Raw genomic sequence first — 19,056 nt, 5'->3', positions numbered from 1 at the left:
CGACCAGCCGGAACCACCTCCGGACCCACCCCTCGGAAGGCACCCCATGAGCATCGAGATCCCCACCCCCACCCCGGAGGACAAGTTCTCCTTCGGCCTCTGGACCGTCGGCTGGCAGGGCGTCGACCCGTTCGGCACCGCCACCCGCCCGCCGATGGACACCGTCTACGCCCTCGAGAAGCTCGCCGGGCTCGGCGCCTACGGCGTGAACTTCCACGACGACGACGTGATCCCGTTCGGCAGCGACGACGCGACCCGCCAGCAGATCATCGACCGGTTCAAGAAGGGCCTGGCCGACACCGGGCTCGTCGTCACCACCGCCACCACCAACCTGTTCACCCACCCGGTGTTCAAGGCCGGCGGCTTCACCAACAACGACCGCGACATCCGCCGCTTCGCGATCCGCAAGGTGATGCGCAACGTCGACCTCGCCGCCGAGCTCGGCGCGAAGGTGTACGTCGCCTGGGGCGGCCGCGAGGGAGCGGAGTACGGCGCCTCGCAGGGCACCGCGACCGCGCTGGACCGGATGAAGGAGGCCTTCGACCTGCTCGGCCAGTACGTCGTGGACCAGGGCTACGACCTGCGCTTCGCGATCGAGCCGAAGCCGAACGAGCCCCGCGGCGACATCCTGCTCCCCACCGTCGGCCACGCGATGGCGTTCATCGAGCGCCTCGAGCGCCCCGAGCTGGTCGGGGTGAACCCCGAGATCGGCCACGAGGAGATGGCCGGGCTCAACGCCGCGGCGGGCTACGCCCAGGCGCTGTGGCAGGGCAAGCTCTTCCACATCGACCTCAACGGCCAGAACGGCCCGAAGTACGACCAGGACCTCCGCTTCGGCGCGGGCAACGTCCGCGGTGCGTTCTGGGTGGTCGACACCCTCCTCGCCGGCGGCTACGACGGCCCGGTGCACTTCGACTACAAGCCGGTCCGCACCGAGGACGACAACGGCGTGTGGGTGACCGCCGAGGCGAACATGCGCAACTACCTGATCCTGCGCGAGAAGGTGAAGGCGTTCCGCGCCGACCCGGAGGTGCAGGCGGCGCTCGAGGCCGCGAAGCTCCCCGAGCTGGCCCAGCCCAGCCTCGGCGACGGCGAGGGCTGGCAGCAGCTCCTCGAGTGGGACCTCCCCGACCCCGAGGTCCTGGCCCAGCGCGGCGCCGGCTTCGAGCTGCTGGACCAGCTCGCGCTGGAGCACCTGTACGGCGTGCGCTGAGCGTGACCACCGGCCCCGGCGGCGGCACCGGCCAGCTGCGCCGCGCCAACACCGCGGCCGTGCTGCAGTCGCTGCGCCGGCTCGGACCCGCCTCGCGGGCCGAGCTGGCGCAGCGCACGGGGCTGGCCAAGGCGACGGTCGGCGCGATCGCCGCCGACCTCGAGGAGGCCGGCGCCGTCGTCGAGGAGCCGCCCGCCCCGGCCGGTCCCGGGCAGCCCGCCCGGGGCCGGCCGAGCCGTCCGCTGTCCCTGCGCGCCGGCGCCCACCTCGGGCTGGGCCTGGAGCTCAACGTCGACTACGTCTCGGCCGTCGTGGTCGACCTCGCCGGCGGCGTGCTGGCCAGCGAGTCGCGCCCGGCCGGCGAGGACCGGCTCGAGGTGCTGCTCGCGCTGGCCGCCGAGCTGCGCGCGGCGCACCCCGGGCGCCTGCTCGGCGCGACCGTCGCGGTCCCCGCGCTGGTCCGCGACGACGACCGCACGGTCGCCTGGGCGCCGAACCTCCCGCTCCGCGGCGACACCCTGGTCGCCCACCTGGCCGAGGCGCTGGGCTGCGAGGTCCGCGTCGTCAACGACGCCAACTGCGCGGCGTACGCCGAGGCCCACCACGGCGCCGCCCGCGGCGTCGACCACGCGATCTACCTGACCGGCACCGTCGGGATCGGCGCCGGGATCGTGGTCGGCGGGCAGCTCGTGCAGGGGGCCGCGGGCTTCGCCGGCGAGGTCGGCCACATGCCCGTCGGGGACCCCGCAGCCCCCTGCGGCTGCGGGCGCCGCGGCTGCTGGGAGGCCTCGATCGGCCTGCACGCCGTGCTGGACGCGCTCGGCATGCCGGAGCTGGACACCCCGCTCACCACCGCCGCCGCGGTCGCCGCCCGCGCCGTCGACGACCCGGCCGCCCGCGCCACCGTCGAGCGGGTCGGCCACGACCTCGGGCTGGGCCTGGCGATCCTCACCGGCGTGCTCGACCCGGCCGTGGTCGTCCTGGGTGGGTACTTCGTGCCGCTCGGCGACCTCGTCCTCGACCCGGCCCGCCGGGTGCTCGACGCGCGCCTGGCCTCCGACGTCCAGGTGCGGCCCGAGCTGCGGCTGGGCACGCTCGACCTGCGCGCCGCGGCGCTGGGTGCCGCCGAGCAGTCGCTCGCCGGCGTCCTCGGCGGGACGGCCGACCTGCCCGCCTGCGAGCTCGCCGGCGGCTAGCCCGCGAGCTGGTCGCCGACGCCGACGAGGGCCGTGCCGAGCGCGGCGACGGGGTCGACGAAGAGCGGCTCGAGCGCGATCTCCGCCGCGCCCTGGAGCACCGAGTCCGAGCCCAGCCCGGGCAGGGAGAGGGTGACCGACTCCAGCGGGGCCGGCAGCGCGCGTTCGGCGAGGGCGCCGTCGACCTCGTGGCGGACCAGGGCGTAGAGCGAGCTGAGGTAGCCGCCGAGGACGACGAGCCGGGGGTTGAACGCGTTGACGATCGAGGCCAGGCCGTAGCCCAGCGCCTTGCCGGTCGCTCCGAGCGCGCGGGGGGGCCCGGCGTACTCGTCGAGCACGTCGCCGAGGGTGACCACCTCGGACTCCGGGCACCCGATCGCCTGCGCGATCGCGTGGGCGCCGACCTCGGTCTCCCAGCAGCCGATGTTGCCGCAGTGGCACAGCCGGCCCTCGGGCGCGAACGGCAGGTGGCCGACCTCGCCGGCGTACCCGCCCGCGCCCTCGAGCCGGACGCCGCCGGTGATGACGCCCGCGCCGACGCCGACGTTGCCGGAGATGTAGATCAGGTCGTCGACCCCGACCCCGGCGCCCCGGCGGTGCTCCGCGAGCGCGCCGAGGTCGGCGTCGTTCGCGAGCTGCACGGGGATGTCCACGCCGAGCGCGGCCAGCACGATCGCCCCGAAGGAGACGTCCTGCCACTCCAGGTTCGGCGCCAGGCGGACGAGGCCGTCGCTGCGGCGGACCAGGCCGGGGATCGAGATGCCGATGCCGATCAGCGGCGCCGAGGGCGGGGCGGCCTCGACCACACGGCGGATCAGGCCGGCCACCGCTGAGCCGACCTGCCACGCCTCGCTGCCGCCGGTGGGGATCGGGACCGAGCCCCGCTCCACGACCTCGCCGCCCAGGGCGACGCGCGCGACGACCGCGCGGTCGACGCCGAGGTCGACCGCGACGACGTACGGCCCCACGCCGGCCAGCCGCACCTCCGCCGAGGGCCGGCCCGCCCCCGAGCGGGCCCCCACGGGGAGGGCCCGCTCGACGACGCCGAGCGACTCCAGCTCGCCGACCAGGTCGGCGATCGTGCTGCGGTTGAGCCCCATCGAGGTGGTGAGCTCGGCGCGCGAGATCTGCCCCGCGCCGTGCACGTGGCGCAGCACCGTGCCGAGGTTGTGTCGCCGCACAGCCTCCTGGTTGGTGCCGAGGCCGGCGCGCCGCGGGGTGCTCACCCCGTCCCTAGACGCCGGCCGCGGACCGACGACGGCGCGAGACCGCGTCGACGCTGGCTGCCAGGAGCAGGACCCCGCCGGTGACGAGGAAGTTGATGTAGCTCGCCTGGTTGAGCAGGCCCAGGCCGTTGGGGATGGTCGCGATCACCAGGCCGCCGACGACGGCGTCGATCGCGCGACCGCGACCGCCGAAGAGGCTGGTGCCGCCGATGACCGCGGCGCCCACGGCGTACAGCAGCTCGTTGCCGCCACCGGAGCCCGGGGAGACCTTGCCGGTGTACGACGCGGCGAGCAGGCCGCTGATGGCCGCCATCGAGGAGGCGATCACGAAGGCCGCGATCTTGATCCGCGTGACGTTGATGCCGGCGCGGCGGGCCGCCTCGGCGTTGCCGCCGACGGCGTAGAGGTGCCGGCCGAAGCGGGTCCGGGTGAGGACGAAGGTCCAGAACAGCAGCAGCGCGATGACGACCGGGGCGACCCACGGGATGCCGCTGATGGTGAACAGGTCCGGGTTCGGGGCGCGGTTGGCGCTGAGCAGCGCGGTGAGCCCGAGGACGATCACCGCGAGCACGACGATCTGGATCACCACGAGCGCGATCGGCTTGTGGACCAGGCCGCGGGCGGCCCGCGAGCGGTACTGCACCAGCGAGATCGCCGCGAAGCCCAGGACGATCGCCGCAGCGGCTATCCACCCGGCGGTGACCGGGACGTTCTCGATCGACAACCCGCGCAGGACCTTGTCGTCGAAGCGCAGCGAGCCGCCGGAGCCGATGAGCTTGAGCGGCACGGCCTGCAGGGCGAGGAAGAACGCCAGCGTGACGACGAACGACGGGATGCCGAGGAACGCCACCAGCGAGCCGATCACGGCGCCGATGAGGGCACCGACCGCGATGCCGGCGATGGTGGCGAGCCACCACGGCCAGTCGTGGTCGATCATCACCAGGGCGCTGATCGTGGCGGCGGCGCCGCCGGCCACACCGGCCGACAGGTCGATCTCGCCGAGGAGCAGCACGAAGACCAGGCCCATCGCGAGGACGCAGATGGAGCCGGCCTGCACGACCAGGTTGGCCATGTTGTACGTCGTGAGGAACCGGTCGTGGAGCGAGGCGAAGACGACGAACAGCACGACGAGGCCGAAGATCGCGGGGAGCGAGCCCATGTCGCCGCCGCGGATCCGGTTGAGGTAGTCGCGCGCCGAGTCGCCGATCGTCGCCGCCTGGCGGTTGTCGTTGTCGAAGCCGGCGGCGGCTGCCGGTCGCTGGTCGGTGGTGTCCGACTGGAGGGTCATCTGCTCGTCCTCAGATCGTGGCGGTCGCGTTGTCGCGGATGCCGAGGTCGCCGGAGCGGCCCGCGGTGATCAGCTCGACGACCTGGCTGTGGGTGACGTCCTTGGTCGGGACGTCGGCGGCGACGCGGCCGAGGTAGAGCGCGGTGATGCGGTCCGCGACCTCGAAGACGTCGCCCATGTTGTGCGAGATGAGCACGACGCCGAGCCCGCGGTCGGCCAGCCGGCGCACCAGGTCGAGGACCTGGCGGGTCTGGGCGACGCCGAGGGCGGCGGTTGGCTCGTCGAGGAGGACGACCTTGGAGTTCCACAGGACGGCCTTGGCGATCGCGACCGTCTGGCGCTGGCCGCCGGAGAGGCTCGAGACGCTCTGGCGCACCGACTTCACCGTGCGCACCGACAGCGACGCGAGGGTCTCGCGCGCCCGGGCCTCCATGGTGACCTCGTCGAGGCCGATGCCCTTGGTCTCCTCGCGGCCGAGGAACATGTTCTCGACGATGTCGAGGTTGTCGCACAGCGCGAGGTCCTGGTAGACGACCTCGACGCCGAGGCCCGCGACGTCGCGCGGCCCGTGGACGTTGACGGTCTCGCCCTCGAAGACGTACTCGCCGCTGTCGCGGCCGTAGATGCCGGCGATGATCTTGACCAGCGTGGACTTGCCGGCGCCGTTGTCACCGACGAGCGCGGTGACCTGGCCCGGGTAGACGGCGAAGTCGACGTCGTGCAGGACGTGCACCACACCGAAGCTCTTGTTGACCCCGCGCAGCTCGAGCAGCGGTTGTGTCATGAGGTCCTACTCCCTCGGAAAATGTTGTTCGAGTGAACGAAAGGCGCCCGGGCCGCGGTGCGGCCCGGGCGCCGATCGGAGCAGGTCGCCGGCCGGTGGGCCGGCGACCTGCGGTGCCTGAGCAGCAGGCGTCAGGAGATGCCGGCGTCGGCGCAGAGCTTCTTGAACTCGCCGGTGCAGACGTCCTCGGCCTTCTGGCCGCCGTCCTCGATCACGTCGCCGACGTTGTCCTTGGTGATGGACTGCGGCTCGAGCAGGATCGACGGCACGTCGCGGCCGCCCTCGCTGTCGGTGGTCGTGCCGGTGGTCTCGGCCTCGTCACCGTTGACCAGCGCGATCGCGGCCTCGGCCAGCGCGTTGGCCTCCTGCGTGGCGGACTTGTAGACCGTCATGCACTGGGTGCCGGCGAGGACGTTCTGCAGGCCCTCGACGGTGGCGTCCTGGCCGGTGACCGGGACCTTGCCGGCCTGACCGTTGCCCTCGAGGATGCCGATCGCGGCACCGGCGAGGCCGTCGTTCGCGGCGAGGACGCCGTCGACCTTGCCGTTGGCGGCGGTGTAGAGCTGCTGGAAGATCGTGGCGGCCTCCTCGTTGTCCCAGTCCGGGACGGCCTGCTCACCGACGACCTTGTAGTCCTTCTCGTCCAGGACGCTGTGGGCGCCCTCGGCGAAGAGGGTGGCGTTGTTGTCGGTCGGCGAACCGTTCAGGTAGACGATGTTCGCCGCCTTGTCGCCCAGGCAGTCGGCCAGGCCCTGGCCCTGGAGCTCGCCGACGACGGTGTTGTCGAAGGAGACGTAGTACTCCGCCGAGCCGCCCAGCGTGAGCCGGTCGTAGTCGATGGTGGCGACGCCCTGCGAGGACGCCTTCTCCTGGATCGCCGCGCCCGACTCGGAGTCGAGGTTGACGATCGCCAGGACGGTGACGCCGTTGCCGATCATGGAGTCGGCGATCTGGGTCATCCGCTCCGCGTCGCCCTCGGCGTTCTGGATGTCGTACTCGACACCGGCCTCGTCGAAGGCCGCCGCCAGTGCCGGGCGGTCGGCGCTCTCCCAGCGCACCGACGACTCGGTGTCGGGCAGGATGACGCCGATCTTGCCGTCGGCGCTGGCGCCCGAGGACGAGCTCTCGCCGCTGCTGGCGGTGTCCCCGCCGTCGTCGTTCCCGCAGGCCGTGACGGTCATGGCCAGCCCCATCAGGGCTGCCAGGGCCAGGCTGTGCTTCCGCTTCACGCGATCCGCCTCCTCAGCGATCTCCGCGCCCGCTCTACCGACCTCCGGAGGGCATCGCGCGTTTGTTGTGCGGCACAACATATGAGGTGACCGCAGTCACGTCCAGAGGTAGCGCCCAGGTTGTCCGGACGTTTCCAAACCGTTACTTGACGCCTCGTGGCCGCGGCGGCCCGTCCGGCCCGGCTCAGGCGCTGTCGGCGACCGCGCGGCTGATCGCCCCGGCGACGGCGTGCGGGTCGCCGACCTCGACGACCAGCTCGTCGTGGCGCTGGCCCGCCAGCACCACGCGGAGCGCGGGGCGGCGCGGCCGGACGGCGACCAGGAGCCGGGAGGAGCCGCGCCAGGTGCCGACGAGGCGGTGGCCCGGCAGCGCGTAGCCCGGCGCCCGCACCCCGCGCACCGCGGTGCGGGCGGGGTCGACCACGTCGACGGAGGTCACCGCCGAGATCGGGACGTCCACGTCGCGGAGCAGGCCGAGGATCTTCTCGGCCCGGGTGAGCCGCAGGGAGAGGACGTCGTCGTGCACGGTCACGGTGGCCACGACCCGATCCTCCCCCAGACGGGTCGGCCCGGCGACGTACTCTCGAGGAGGTGAGCGTCGCACCCTCCCCCACCGTCCGCCTCGGCCACCGCTTCGCCGACGAGCTGCCCGAGCTGGCCGTGCCGTGGCAGGCCGCCGAGGCACCCGAGCCGCGCCTGCTGGCCCTCGACGAGGAGCTCGCGGCCGACCTCGGCCTCGACCCCGCCTGGCTGCGCGGCCCCGAGGGGCTGGGGCTGCTGACCGGCACCGTGGTCCCCGAGGGCGCACGGCCGGTGGCCCAGGCCTACTCCGGCCACCAGTTCGGCGGGTTCTCGCCGCGGCTCGGCGACGGGCGCGCGCTGCTGCTGGGCGAGCTGGTCGACGGCCGGGGCCGCACCCGCGACCTGCACCTGAAGGGCTCGGGGCGCACGCCCTTCGCCCGCGGCGGTGACGGCCTGGCCGCGGTCGGGCCGATGCTGCGCGAGCACGTGGTCGCCACGGCGATGCACGCCCTGGGCGTCCCGACGACCCGGTCGCTCGCCGTGGTCGGCACCGGCCGCAAGGTGCAGCGCGAGACGGTGCTCCCCGGCGCGGTCCTGGCGCGCGTGGCGTCGAGCCACCTCCGCGTCGGAACGGTGCAGTACACCCGCGCGACGGGCGACACCGAGCTGCTGCGCCGCCTCGCCGACCACGCGATCGACCGGCACCACCCCGCAGCGCGAGAGGCCGCCGCGCCGTACCTCGCCCTGCTGGAGGCGGTGGTCGCGGTGCAGGCGGCGCTGGTCGCCCAGTGGATGTCGATCGGGTTCGTGCACGGCGTGATGAACACCGACAACATGACGCTCTCCGGGGAGACCATCGACTACGGCCCGTGCGCGTTCATGGAGGCCTTCGACCCCGCCACCGTGTTCAGCTCGATCGACGAGGGCGGGCGCTACGCCTACGGCAACCAGCCCGTCGTCGCCGAGTGGAACCTCGCCCGCCTCGCCGAGGCGCTGCTGCCGCTGCTCGACGAGTCCGAGGACCGCGCCATCGAGATCGCCACCGAGGCGCTCGGGGCGTTCCGGAGCACCTACAGCGCCGAGTTCACCGAGCGGATGCGCCTCAAGACCGGCCTGCCCGCCGGGCTCGCCGAGGACGTGCTGGTGCCGATGGTCGACGAGCTCTTCCCCATCCTGCGGTCCGGGCACGTCGACTGGACGTCGTTCTTCCGCGCCCTCTCCGCCGCCGCCCGCGGGGACGCCGAGCCGGTCCGCGGGATGGTGCTCGACCTCCCGGTCCTCGACGACTGGCTCGAGCGGTGGCGCGCCCTCGGGCCGGACGCGGACGCCATGGACCGGGTCAACCCGGTCTACGTCCCGCGCAACCACCTGGTCGAGGAGGCGCTCGACGCCGCCACCGCCGGCGACCTGGGGCCGGTCGAGCGGCTCGTCGACGTGCTGCGCGCGCCGTACTACGAGCGCCCGGGGCTGGAGGCGTACGCCGCCCCCGCCCCGCCCAATTTCGGGTCGTACACGACGTACTGCGGGACGTGAGCGGGCGGGCGGCCGGAAGCTTCAGCGGCTGGCCGATGAACCATCCGGCCGGCGCGAGCCTCAGCGACCCAGCTTGACGTTGATCTGCTTGGTCTGGGTGAAGCCCTCGATGGCGCCCTCGATGGAGAACTCCCGGCCGATGCCGGAGGACTTGTAGCCGCCGTAGGACTGGCCGATCACCTGGCCGCCGCCCTGGTTGACCTGCACCCAGCCGGACTCGATGCGGTGGGCGAGGCCGAGGGCCTGGTCGATGTCGCGGGACCAGACGAACGCCGCGAGGCCGTAGTGGGAGTCGTTGGCCATCGCCACGACGTCGTCCTCGTCCGTCCACGGGATGACGACCAGGACCGGGCCGAAGACCTCCTCGCGGGCGATCCGCCAGTCGTTGGCGACCCCGGCGAGGATGGTCGGGCCCTGGTAGTAGCCCTCGAGCCCCTCGGGGACCTCGCGCGACATGTCCAGCGCGACCCGGACGCCGGGCTGGGACTTGCCGTCCTCGATGTAGTCGAGGACCTGCTCGTACTGCGAGCGGTTGATGATCGCGCCCATGTCGGTCTCCTCGGCGAGCGGGTCGCCGACCTTGAGCGCCGAGACCTTCTCGACCAGCACGCGCAGGAACTCGTCGTGCACGTCCTCGTGGAGGAACAGCCGCGAGCCGGCCGTGCAGGACTGGCCCTGGCGGGTGAAGCGCATCGCGAGCAGCACGCCCTCGGCGGTCGCCTCGATGACGTCGGGGGCGGCGGCGGAGGGGCAGACGATGTTGGGGCTCTTGCCGCCCAGCTCGAGGGACTGGTGGGCCAAGCGGCCACCGGCGGTCGCGCCGACGACCCGCCCGACCTCGGAGGAGCCGGTGAAGGAGACCTTGTGGATGCCCGGGTGCTCGGAGATCGCCTGGCCGACGGTCTCGCCGACGCCGGTGACGACGTTGAGCACGCCGGCGGGCAGGTGCTCGGACATCACCTGGGCGAGCAGGAGGATCGTCAGCGGGGCGTCCTCGGCGGGCTTGACCACGAGCGTGTTGCCCGCGGCCAGCGCGGCGGGGAGCTTCATCGCGGCGATCATCAGCGGGGAGTTCCACGGCAGGATCGCGCCGACCACGCCGAGCGGCTCCAGCCGGGTGTACTGCAGCTGGTCGTCGCCGGCCGGCAGCACGGTCCCCTTGAACTCACCGGCCACGCCGCCGAAGTACCGGAACAGCGCCACCAGCGTCGCCGACTCCGGCCGCGCCTGGGTGCGCAGCGCGTTGCCGGTGTCCTGGGCGGTCAGCTGGGCGAAGTCCTCGGCGCGCTGCTCGAGCGCGTCGGCGATGCGCAGCAGGATCGTGCCGCGCTCGCGGAAGTGCAGCGCCCGCCAGGCCGGCAGCGCCGCCGTGGCGGCCGCGACCGCGCGGTCGAGGTCCGCCTTCGTGCTCTCGGGGACCCGGGCCAGGACCTGCTCGGCGCGTGCGGGCGTGACCACGTCGCGCCACTCGCCGCTCTCCGAGGGGACCCACTCCCCGCCGATGAGCATCGGCCAGTCGGGGGTGCCGGCGTCGGGTGCGTCGATGGTGGTCTGCAGCTTCACGGGTGCGGTCTCCTGGGCTCGGTGGTGCGCCGGACCGGTACAGGTTCGCCCACCCGGCCGCCGGGGACAACGCCGACCCGCGCACACCGGCTGTGCGAGGATGCACAGCCGATCGACGCCGGAGGAGGTACGGCGATGCGGGCCGACGACCTGGTGGTGCTGCTCGAGGTCGCCCGCACCGGCAACCTCAGCTCCGCCGCCACCGCGCTGGGGCTGACCCACTCCACGATCTCGCGCCGGCTCGACGCGCTCGAGGCCACGGTCGGCGCGCCGGTCGTCTCCCGCACCACCCGCGGCTGCCACCTCACCGAGCTCGGGCGCTCCCTGCTGCCCGCCGCGGAGTCGGTGGAGCGCGCGGTGACGACGGCCCGGCACGCGCTGACCCGCGACGGCGACGGTGCCGAGGGTGAGCTCGCCGGCCTGGTGCGGGTCTCGGCACCCGAGGCGTTCGCCGCGGTGTACGCCGCGCCGGCGCTCGCCGCGCTGCGCCGGCGGCACCCCCGGGTCACCGTCGAGCTGACCGCCGCGACCCGCCCGATCGTGCACGGCAGCGGGGCCGACGTCGAGGTCGGCGTGGGCGAGCCGCTGTCCCCGCGGGTGCGCACGATCGACATCGCGGCGTACGAGCTCGGGCTCTTCGCCGCGCCCGCCTACCTCGACGACGCCGGCCGGCCGCGGTCGCTGACCGAGCTCGACGACCACGCGCTCGTCTACTACGTCGAGGGATCCCTGCGCGTCAGCGACCTGCAGCTGGTCGACCGGCTCTTCGCCAAGCGGGCGGTCCAGCTGGGCTCGACGAGCGTCTTCGCGCAGCTGGAGGCGGCCCGGGCCGGCGCCGGGATCACCCTGCTGCCCAAGTTCCTCGCCCGCCGCTCGACGGGCCTCGAGCCGGTGCTGCCCAGCCGGGTGCGCGTCGAGCTCGCGTTCGTGGCCGCCCTCGCCAGCGCGAGCGTCCGTCGCGCGCCCGCGGTCGCCGCGCTCGCCGCCATCCGCAGCGAGGTCCAGGCGCGGGCGGCCGAGCTCCGCTGAGGGGGCGTTCAGCGACCTTCTTGTCGCTGGGCACGCGTCCTGCCGCGTGTGGAGCGACCACACGGTCGCTGGAGACCCCCCGGCCCGGTCAGCCACAGAGCACGCCGGTGTCGGTCTCCTCGTGGCGACCGCGGAGAACGACCGGGTCGTGGCGCTTCCAGTGCTTGGCCTCCTCGGCCGTCGCCGCCTCGACGGTCGCCCAGGCGGCGAGGACGCAGCCGGGGACCTCCTTGGCCAGGTCGGTGAGGCGGGCGGCGCTGTTCACCGCGTCGCCGATCACGGTGTACTCCAGCCGGCTCGCCGCGCCGACGTGGCCCGCGACCGCCTCCCCAGTGGCGACGCCGATGCCGGCGTCGATCTCGGTGACCTCCGCGGCCAGCCGGCGCGCCATCGCCCGGGCCGCCGAGAGCGCGGCGGTGGCGTGGTCGGGGTGGTCGACGGGCGCGCCGAAGACCGCGAGCACGGCGTCGCCGATGAACTTGTTGACCAGCCCCTGGTGCCGGTCGACCTCCTCGACCACCACCCCGAAGAACCGGTTGAGCGTGTCCACGACCTCCGCCGGGTCGTGCCGGGTGGCGTACGTCGTGGAGCCGACCAGGTCGACGAAGAGCACCGACACCACGCGCGACTCCCCGCCCAGCTCGACGCCGCGGGCGGCCGCGGCCAGCGCGACGTCGCGGCCGACGTGGCGGCCGAACAGGTCGCGCAGCTGCTCGCGCTCGCGCAGCCCCTGGGCCATCGCGTTGAACCCCGCCTGCAGCGAGCCCAGCTCGGTGCCGTCGAAGACGACGACCTCCCGGTCGAGGTCGCCCTGCTCGACGTCGAGCAGCGCGTCGCGCACCGAGATGACCGGCGCGACCACCGACCGGGCGTTGAGCACCGTGGTCAGCAGGCCGAAGACGAGCACGACCGCGCTGATCGCCAGCACGGTGAACGGGAGCCGGCCGCGCGCGTCGTCGTCGCCGGCGAGCCCGACGATCGAGGCGACCACCATCCCGCCGACAGGCGCGGCGGTCCCGAGGCACCAGAAGAGCACCATCCGGCCACCGACACCCGCGCCGCGGGGCCGGTCGGTGACCGCGAGGCCGTCGAGCGCGCGGGCCGAGATGGGCCGCATCACGAAGTCGGCGAGCAGGAAGGCGATGCCGCACGCCACCAGCCCGGCGATGCCGACCGCGACGCCCGACCCGAGCGCCCGCTCCGGCTGCAGGACCAGCGACAGCGTCGTGAACAGCACGGTCGCGCCGAGCCACAGCGCGCCCTGCATGACGGTCAGCCACAGCGGGACGCGGAGCGCGGCGAGCCGCTGCCTCAGGTCGGGCTCGGCGCCCTGGGTCGCCCAGCGGAGCGCCCGCAGGCTGAGCCGGGTGCCGACGCCGACGCCGATGACGACCGCCACGCCGACGTACGTCGGCACCGCGATGGCCAGGGAGACCAGCGTCCCGCCGGTCGGCCGGGGCGAGGGCACGACGAAGGAGGCGATGAGGAAGACGACGCCGGCCGCGATGACGTTCGTGCTCACCAGCATCACCGTGAGCAGCAGCTGGACGCGCAGCCGCAGCGACCGCACCGACTGGTCCGGGCGGCCCAGGACGCGCGCGCCGAACGGTGCCGAGCGCCTCGCCATGCCCCACCTCCGCCCGGTCCCGGTGCCTGGTCACGTCCGTTGGTCCCACGGCGTGCCCGTGGTGGCCAGACCGTACCGGGGTCCGCGGCGGGGACCGGCGGCGACACGTAGGCTCGCCGCACCGCCATGCGCCCACCACCCGACCGCCCCCGCAAGCTGCTCCTCGCCGTCGACGCGCCGTCGCTGCTGCACCGCAACCACCACGCCCGGGCCCACACCGACCTCCGCGACCGCGGCGGGCGACCCGCGTGGGCGCTGCACGGCATGCTGCGCCAGATCCTCGAGACCGTCGACCAGTTCGCGCCCGACGCGGTGCTCTTCGGGCTCGACGACCGGCGCACCTCGCAGCGCGAGACGGCCTACCCGGCGTACAAGGCCGGCCGCGCGCCCAAGGACCCGCACCTGGTCGACCAGCTCGAGCGCGCCGGCGCGCTGCTGGACGCGCTGGGCCTGCTGGCGGTCACCCCGCCGGGGCTCGAGGCCGACGACGTCAACGCCTCCGCCGCGACGTGGGCCGAGCGCGAGGGGTGGAGCTGCGTGCTGGTCACCTCCGACCGCGACTCCTTCGCCCACATCAGCGAGCACACCTCGGTGCTGCGCCTCATCGACGGCGGCATCAGCGCCTCCCCGCTGCTCAACCCGCGCCGGCTGCACGCGATGTACGGCGTAGCGGCGACGAGCTACCTGGAGTTCGCCGCGCTGCGGGGCGACGCCAGCGACAACCTCCCCGGCGTCCCGGGCATCGGCGAGAAGACCGCTCCGGTGCTGCTCGAGCAGCTCGGCTCGATGCAGGCCGTGTGGGCCGACATCGACCACTGCGCCGGCGAGAACCTCGTGGCCGCCGTCGACTCCTGGTGCGAGGAGACCGGTGCCTCCCGGATGGGCCGCCGGCTGCTCGCCCGGCTGACCGCCGAGGGCGCGCGGGAGCGGTACGAGTTCAACCTCTCGATCATGCGCGGGCGCGAGGTCGACCTCGGCCTCACGCCGGACGTCCCCGGCTCGCCGGGCCTGCTGCCGCTCGACCCGGACCGGGTCACCCGCGTGGTCGGACACCTCGGTGTCGAGGCGACCACGGCGCTCGCGCTGCGCGTGCTCACCGAGCCGCCGGCCTCGGTCGGGCTCGGGGGTCCGTGAGGTCGGGGCCGTCGGTTCCGACCAGCCCGCGGCCCTCCGGAGCTCAGCCCAGGTGCCGGGCCAGCCACTCCCCCAGCACGTCGTACGCCGCGGCGCGCGGCGCGGGCAGGGAGAGGAAGACGTCGTGGCGGGCGTCGGTGATCGGGACGACCGTGGTCTCGCCGCCCAGGCAGCCGGCCCAGCGGGCGATCTGCTTCACGTCGAGGACGGTGTCGGCGCGGTCGCTGGCGTCGGTGTGCTCGCGGGCGTAGTGGGTCTTGTCCGAGCGCAGCACCAGCGACGGCACGCCCACCTCGAGCCCGCGGTGCAGGCGGGCGTGGCCGCGGCGCACGGCGTTGAGCCAGCCGACCGTGACCGGGAAGCCCTCGAGCGGCTTGAGCACGACGTCGTAGTCCCACTCGCCCTTCCCGCTGACGTGCAGGGAGGTGCCGTACACCGCGCTCTTCGGCAGGTCCAGCGCGCGCAGCGGGGCGACCTTCGCCAGCACCCGCAGCACCTGGGTCACCGGCCCGCGCAGCACCGCCTGCCCCTGCAGGTCGAACCAGGGGCTGTTGAGCACCAGGCCCGCGACCGGGGCGGTGCGCCCGGCGCGACGACGGCGGTCGAGCCACAGCGGCGTGATCAGGCCGCCGGTGGAGTGCGCGACCACCACGACCGGGGCGTCGGGCCCGTGGTCGGCGGCGATGCTCGCCATGGACTGCTCGAGCTCGGCGTCGTAGTGCTCGAGGTCCGAGGCGTAGTGCGCGGTCTGCCCGTCGCGGCGGGCCCGGCCGGACTTGCGCAGGTCCAGGCCGTAGAACGCCAGGCCCCGCTCGGCGTGGAAGTCCGCGAGGTCGGTCTGGAAGAAGTAGTCGGAGAAGCCGTGCACGTAGAGCACCGCCCCGCGCACCTCCTCCCCCGGCCGCACGCCGCGGCGGACGAGGACCGCACGGACGTCGCCCTCCCCGTCGGGGTCGGGTCCCAGCTCGAGCACCTGCTGCTCGTAGCCGTCCCCCAGCAGGTCGGGCTCCCAGGTGCCGGTCATGCGCCCACCTCCACCATCTCCTCGCTCGCGTCGCCGGTCACGTCCGCGCCGCGCTGCGCGGCCCGGGGACGGACCGGCGCGAGCGTGCGGGACAGGTCGGTGCGCAGCGTACGGACCGAGTCGAGCACGTAGTTCTGCCGGACCAGCCACGGGGCGCGGTCGCCCTGGCGGGGGAAGGCGCCGATCGAGCGCTGGACGTACCCCGCGGCCAGGTCGAGCAGCGGCCGCGGTGACAGCTCGCCGTCCGGCTGCGGCACGACGGCGCGCTCGCCGGTGCGCTCCATCCAGGCGAGCACCTTGGTCACCAGCCGGTGGGTCAGGTCGGCCCGCAGGGTCCAGGAGGCGTTGGTGTAGCCGATGCAGACCGCGAAGTTCGGCACGCCGGTCATCATCGCGCCGTTCCAGACGAACTGCTCGGCGAGGTCGACCCGCTCCCCGTCGACGTGGGGCTCGATCCCCCCGAAGGCGAGCAGCTTCAGCCCGGTCGCGGTCACCACGACGTCGGCCTCGAGCACGCGCCCGGACTCCAGCCGGATGCCCTCGGGCACGAACGACGCGATCCGGTCGGTGACCACCTCGGCGCGGCCGTCCTTGACGACACCGAAGAGGTCGGCGTTCGGCACGGCGCACAGCCGCTGGTCCCACGGGTCGTACGACGGCGTGAAGTGGTCCGCGACCAGCTGCGCGTCGCCGAGGATGCGGGTGGAGAGGCCGGTCAGCAGCTTGCGCGCCTGCTGCGGCCGGCGCTGGCAGAACTGGTAGAAGGCCGTGCTGAACGCGATGTTCTTGGCGCGGATGACGTGGTGGGCCGCGCCGGCGGGCAGCACCTTCTTGATCCGCTCCGCCTTCTTGTCCCTCGCCGGGACCGCGCTGATCCACGTCGGCGTGCGCTGGAGCATGGTCACGTGCGCGGCCCCGCCCGAGCCGCCCGAGCCGCCGGAGCCGCCCTTGAGCAGCGAGGGCACCAGCGTCACCGCGGTCGCCCCCGACCCGATGACGACGACCCGCTTGCCGGCGGTGTCGAGGTCCTCGGGCCAGAACTGCGGGTGCACCAGCTCGCCGGCGTAGGACTCCACGCCCGGCAGCTGCGGGTCGTGCGGGTGGTCGTAGTCGTAGTAGCCGGCGCAGGAGTAGAGGAACCCGCACGTCATCGTGCGCCGCTCGCCGCTGACGGTGTCCTCGACCGTGAGCGTCCAGCGCGCCTCCGCGGTGTCGAAGTCGGCGCCGACGACCTTGCTGGAGAAGCGGATGTGCCGGTCGATGCCGTGCTCGGTCGCGGTCTCGCGGATGTAGCGCAGGATCGAGGGGCCGTCGGCCAGCGACCGGCCGTCGCGCCAGGGCTTGAAGGAGTAGCCCAGCGTGTACATGTCGGAGTCCGACCGCACGCCGGGGTAGCGGAAGAGGTCCCAGGTGCCGCCGAGGTCCGCGCGCGCCTCGAGGACGGCGTACGTCGTGCCGGGCCGCTCGGTCTGCAGGCGGTACGCCGCCCCGACCCCCGACAGGCCGGCTCCGACCACCACGACGTCGACGTGCTCGCTCTGCTCCATGCCTGCCATCCTCCGCCAGCCGCTCGCCGCAGACTTGCCCCCGCGCGACACGAACTTGCCCGATCGCGACAGCACCGCCAGGCTGGACCGGTGAGCCACATCCGCTCCGCAGGCCTCCGGGGGCTGCGTGCGACCGTCGCCGAGCTCGGCGGGGACGCCGAGCGCCTGGCCCGTGCCGCGCAGCTGCCCGTCGAGGCGCTCGACCGCGACGACGTGCTCGTGCCGGAGCAGGCCGCGGCGACCGTGCTCGAGCTGGCCGCCCGGGAGCTCGACGCCCCCGACCTCGGCCTGCGGATCGCGCGGCGGCAGGACCTCACGATGCTCGGCTCGCTCGCCGTCGCGATCCAGCACTCGCCGACGCTCGGCGACGCCCTCGCCTGCACCTCGCGGTACCTCTTCGTCCACGGCCGCTCGCTCAGCCTCACCGTCGGGCCCGACCCCTCGGGCGACCGCTCCTCGGCGGCGCTGCTCTACGGGCCGGCGACGAGCGCCGGCCCGGTCCAGGGCACCGACCTGGGCGTGGGGTTCGTGCACCGGACGATCACCTACCTCGTCGGCGGGCCGTACGGCCTGCGCAGCGTCGACCTCCCCTACCGGCCGCCGGCGCCGGCCGCGGCGTACGAGGACTTCTTCGGGGCACCGGTCCGGGTCGGGCGCGACGTGCCGGCCGCGGTGCTGCGGGTGCCCCGGGAGCTGTCCCAGCACGTGCTGACCGGGGTCAACGACAACCTGCGGCTGCTGGCGGTGGCCTTCCTGGCCGAGCAGTCCCCCGGCGTCGAGCGCCGGCTCGCGCCGCGGGTGCGCGCGGTGGTGCAGGAGGCGCTGGGCACCAGGCCGGTCGACGTCGGCACGGTCGCCTCCCTGCTGTCGATGCACCCGCGGACGCTCCAGCGCCGGCTCGAGGCCGAGGGGACGACGTTCGGGGCGCTGCTCGACGACGTACGCCGCCAGGCCGCACTGCGGCTGCTGACCGGCACCGACCTGCCCCTCGGCCAGGTCGCGGGCATGGTCGGCTTCGCCGAGCAGTCGGCCCTCTCCCGCTCCGCCCGGCGCTGGTGGGGCCGCACGCCCCGGGCCGTCCGGCGCGACGGCGCCGCTTGAGCGGCGGGGGGTGACCCGCCGCGAGATGGACTGCCCCGGTCGCTGGTTTGGGGGGGGACCGACCGGGACAGCCCGACGGGGCACGGAGGCAACCCGTCCTGCTGGTGCCTTGCGGCAGTCATGCTCCCTCCAGCAGGCCCGCCTCCTGCCCGTCCGCGCGGGCGCCCAAACCCCGGTCCGGACCACCCTGGACCACCCCGCACGACTCAGGGCCGGAGCCGGGTCGGGCGGCGCTCAGTCCTCGGGCTCGCCGTCGGGGCCGGGCTCGGCCCGGCGGAGCGCGGACTCGAGGACCGCCTCGGCGAGGTCGGTGAGCTGCACGCCGGCCCGGGAGGCAGCCTCGGAGAGGCGGCCGCGGGCGGCGTCGACGTCGACCCCCAGCTGCTCGCTGACGATGCCGACGGCCGTGTCGACCAGGCGCTGGTCCGCGAGCCGCTGGGGCGCGCGCCGGGCCTCTGCCCGGGTGCTGAAGGAGAGGTCCGCGTTGGTGACCGCGCCGGGGGCCCAGGCGCCGAACACCTCGGCGAGCTCCTCGTGGTGGCCGGTGAAGGCGTGGGACGAGGCACCGTAGAGGTTGACCGTGCCGACCACCTCGCCAGCCTCGACGATCGGCAGCGTGAGGGTGCTGCGCACGGCCTTGGCCGCGGAGGTCCGGGCGAAGAGCTGCCACCGGTCCTCGTCGAAGAGGTCGGCGTGCTGCTCCTCGAGCACCGACTCGGCCGCGGCCGCGTCCACGCAGGGGCCGCCGGCGAGGTACTGCACCGCGTCGAGCACGGCGACGTCGACGTCGCTGGCGACCAGGGTCAGCACGACCCCCTCGCGGAGGTAGCCCAGGCTCAGCCCGAGGCAGTCGGGCACGACGCGGCGCACCTCCGCCGCCGCGGCGAGCAGCCGGTCGAGCAGGTCGGTGTCGGTCCCCTCCAGGTCCGCGTCGAGCTCGTCGATCGCCCGACGCGTCTCCGGGATGGGCTCCATCGAGGGCATCGGCTCCGTCTCCTCGGGTACGGCGTCAGCTGGCGAGCCGGGGGTACCCACTCCTC

Annotated in this window: 16 protein-coding genes; 6 read left to right on the top strand and 10 right to left on the bottom strand. The window is 74.3% G+C overall.

Annotated features, from left to right (window positions below; all coding sequences use genetic code 11):
• Positions 1-46: 46 nt before the first annotated feature.
• Both xylA and AB0N29_RS10160 read left to right on the top strand, forming a co-directional pair.
• Positions 47-1,213 (top strand): xylose isomerase, encoded by a 1,167-nt coding sequence (gene xylA / locus AB0N29_RS10165; protein WP_302269426.1) that lies wholly within the window; start codon positions 47-49, stop codon positions 1,211-1,213.
• A 2-nt stretch (positions 1,214-1,215) separates the two neighbouring features.
• Positions 1,216-2,409 (top strand): ROK family transcriptional regulator, encoded by a 1,194-nt coding sequence (locus tag AB0N29_RS10160; protein ID WP_364866356.1) that lies wholly within the window; start codon positions 1,216-1,218, stop codon positions 2,407-2,409.
• Here the strand turns inward: AB0N29_RS10160 and AB0N29_RS10155 are convergent.
• From AB0N29_RS10155 to AB0N29_RS10135, 5 genes are all read right to left on the bottom strand, one after another.
• The gene (locus AB0N29_RS10155) at positions 2,406-3,635 is read right to left on the bottom strand and encodes an ROK family transcriptional regulator (protein ID WP_364866353.1); all 1,230 of its coding nucleotides are present in this window, start codon (positions 3,633-3,635) and stop codon (positions 2,406-2,408) included. The two genes, AB0N29_RS10160 and AB0N29_RS10155, sit on opposite strands and share 4 nt — an antisense overlap.
• A gap of 7 nt (positions 3,636-3,642) precedes the next feature.
• Entirely contained in the window at positions 3,643-4,923 is a 1,281-nt protein-coding gene (locus AB0N29_RS10150) for an ABC transporter permease (protein ID WP_302269423.1), read from the bottom strand.
• Positions 4,924-4,933: 10 nt separating this feature from the next.
• A complete protein-coding gene (locus tag AB0N29_RS10145) occupies positions 4,934-5,707 on the bottom strand; it encodes an ATP-binding cassette domain-containing protein (RefSeq protein ID WP_302269422.1) in 774 nt (257 codons plus the stop codon).
• Between the two features lie 131 nt (positions 5,708-5,838).
• Positions 5,839-6,936 carry a substrate-binding domain-containing protein gene (locus AB0N29_RS10140; protein WP_302269420.1) on the bottom strand — a complete coding sequence of 366 codons (1,098 nt, stop codon included), beginning with the start codon at positions 6,934-6,936 and terminating at the stop codon, positions 5,839-5,841.
• Between the two features lie 184 nt (positions 6,937-7,120).
• Complete coding sequence (locus AB0N29_RS10135) at positions 7,121-7,477, bottom strand: hypothetical protein (protein ID WP_364866348.1); 357 nt, start codon at positions 7,475-7,477, stop codon at positions 7,121-7,123.
• 50 nt (positions 7,478-7,527) lie between these two features.
• On the opposite strand from AB0N29_RS10135, the gene AB0N29_RS10130 reads away from it, so the two are divergent.
• On the top strand, positions 7,528-8,991 hold the full coding sequence (locus AB0N29_RS10130; RefSeq protein WP_364866346.1) for a protein adenylyltransferase SelO: 1,464 nt from the start codon (positions 7,528-7,530) through the stop codon (positions 8,989-8,991).
• 60 nt (positions 8,992-9,051) lie between these two features.
• Here AB0N29_RS10130 and AB0N29_RS10125 read toward each other — a convergent pair whose 3' ends face one another.
• Positions 9,052-10,554, bottom strand: a complete 1,503-nt coding sequence (locus AB0N29_RS10125) for an aldehyde dehydrogenase family protein (protein ID WP_302269413.1) — start codon at positions 10,552-10,554, stop codon at positions 9,052-9,054.
• A 135-nt stretch (positions 10,555-10,689) separates the two neighbouring features.
• Between AB0N29_RS10125 and AB0N29_RS10120 the strand changes: the two genes are divergently transcribed.
• The gene (locus AB0N29_RS10120; protein ID WP_364866343.1) at positions 10,690-11,583 is read left to right on the top strand and encodes a LysR family transcriptional regulator; all 894 of its coding nucleotides are present in this window, start codon (positions 10,690-10,692) and stop codon (positions 11,581-11,583) included.
• An 88-nt stretch (positions 11,584-11,671) separates the two neighbouring features.
• On the opposite strand, the gene AB0N29_RS10115 is transcribed toward AB0N29_RS10120, so the two are convergent.
• Positions 11,672-13,210 (bottom strand): adenylate/guanylate cyclase domain-containing protein, encoded by a 1,539-nt coding sequence (locus AB0N29_RS10115; protein ID WP_364866341.1) that lies wholly within the window; start codon positions 13,208-13,210, stop codon positions 11,672-11,674.
• Positions 13,211-13,336: 126 nt separating this feature from the next.
• Between AB0N29_RS10115 and AB0N29_RS10110 the strand changes: the two genes are divergently transcribed.
• Positions 13,337-14,344, top strand: coding sequence for a 5'-3' exonuclease H3TH domain-containing protein (locus tag AB0N29_RS10110; protein WP_302269407.1), 1,008 nt, complete (start codon positions 13,337-13,339; stop codon positions 14,342-14,344).
• A gap of 43 nt (positions 14,345-14,387) precedes the next feature.
• Here the strand turns inward: AB0N29_RS10110 and AB0N29_RS10105 are convergent, their stop codons facing one another.
• Together AB0N29_RS10105 and AB0N29_RS10100 are read right to left on the bottom strand one after the other, a co-directional pair.
• Positions 14,388-15,368: an alpha/beta hydrolase gene (locus AB0N29_RS10105; RefSeq protein WP_364866338.1), complete on the bottom strand. Its 981-nt coding sequence runs from the start codon at positions 15,366-15,368 to the stop codon at positions 14,388-14,390.
• On the bottom strand, positions 15,365-16,915 hold the full coding sequence (locus AB0N29_RS10100; protein ID WP_364866336.1) for an NAD(P)/FAD-dependent oxidoreductase: 1,551 nt from the start codon (positions 16,913-16,915) through the stop codon (positions 15,365-15,367). Before AB0N29_RS10100 ends, AB0N29_RS10105 begins: the two co-directional genes overlap by 4 nt.
• 90 nt (positions 16,916-17,005) lie before the next feature.
• On the opposite strand from AB0N29_RS10100, the gene AB0N29_RS10095 reads away from it, so the two are divergent.
• Positions 17,006-18,016 carry an AraC family transcriptional regulator ligand-binding domain-containing protein gene (locus AB0N29_RS10095; RefSeq protein ID WP_364866334.1) on the top strand — a complete coding sequence of 337 codons (1,011 nt, stop codon included), beginning with the start codon at positions 17,006-17,008 and terminating at the stop codon, positions 18,014-18,016.
• Positions 18,017-18,250: 234 nt separating this feature from the next.
• On the opposite strand, the gene AB0N29_RS10090 is transcribed toward AB0N29_RS10095, so the two are convergent.
• A complete protein-coding gene (locus AB0N29_RS10090; protein ID WP_364866331.1) occupies positions 18,251-19,000 on the bottom strand; it encodes a GAF and ANTAR domain-containing protein in 750 nt (249 codons plus the stop codon).
• Positions 19,001-19,056 lie beyond the last annotated feature (56 nt).

It is taken from the genome of Nocardioides sp. NPDC092400, assembly GCF_040684155.1.
Classification (GTDB): Bacteria; Actinomycetota; Actinomycetes; order Propionibacteriales; family Nocardioidaceae; genus Nocardioides.
Note: the sequence above shows the minus strand (reverse complement) of the source record. Positions and strands in the feature narration are given on the sequence as shown.

Bases quoted from the DNA above. Each gene is read 5' to 3' on its own strand.
- AB0N29_RS10115 (WP_364866341.1), bottom strand. From the start codon at position 13,210: ATGGCGAGGCGCTCGGCACCGTTCGGCGCGCGCGTCCTGGGCCGCCCG.
- AB0N29_RS10090 (WP_364866331.1), bottom strand. From the start codon at position 19,000: ATGCCCTCGATGGAGCCCATCCCGGAGACGCGTCGGGCGATCGACGAG.
- xylA (WP_302269426.1), top strand. From the start codon at position 47: ATGAGCATCGAGATCCCCACCCCCACCCCGGAGGACAAGTTCTCCTTC.
- AB0N29_RS10120 (WP_364866343.1), top strand. From the start codon at position 10,690: ATGCGGGCCGACGACCTGGTGGTGCTGCTCGAGGTCGCCCGCACCGGC.
- AB0N29_RS10145 (WP_302269422.1), bottom strand. From the start codon at position 5,707: ATGACACAACCGCTGCTCGAGCTGCGCGGGGTCAACAAGAGCTTCGGT.
- AB0N29_RS10110 (WP_302269407.1), top strand. From the start codon at position 13,337: ATGCGCCCACCACCCGACCGCCCCCGCAAGCTGCTCCTCGCCGTCGAC.
- AB0N29_RS10105 (WP_364866338.1), bottom strand. From the start codon at position 15,368: ATGACCGGCACCTGGGAGCCCGACCTGCTGGGGGACGGCTACGAGCAG.
- AB0N29_RS10100 (WP_364866336.1), bottom strand. From the start codon at position 16,915: ATGGAGCAGAGCGAGCACGTCGACGTCGTGGTGGTCGGAGCCGGCCTG.
- AB0N29_RS10150 (WP_302269423.1), bottom strand. From the start codon at position 4,923: ATGACCCTCCAGTCGGACACCACCGACCAGCGACCGGCAGCCGCCGCC.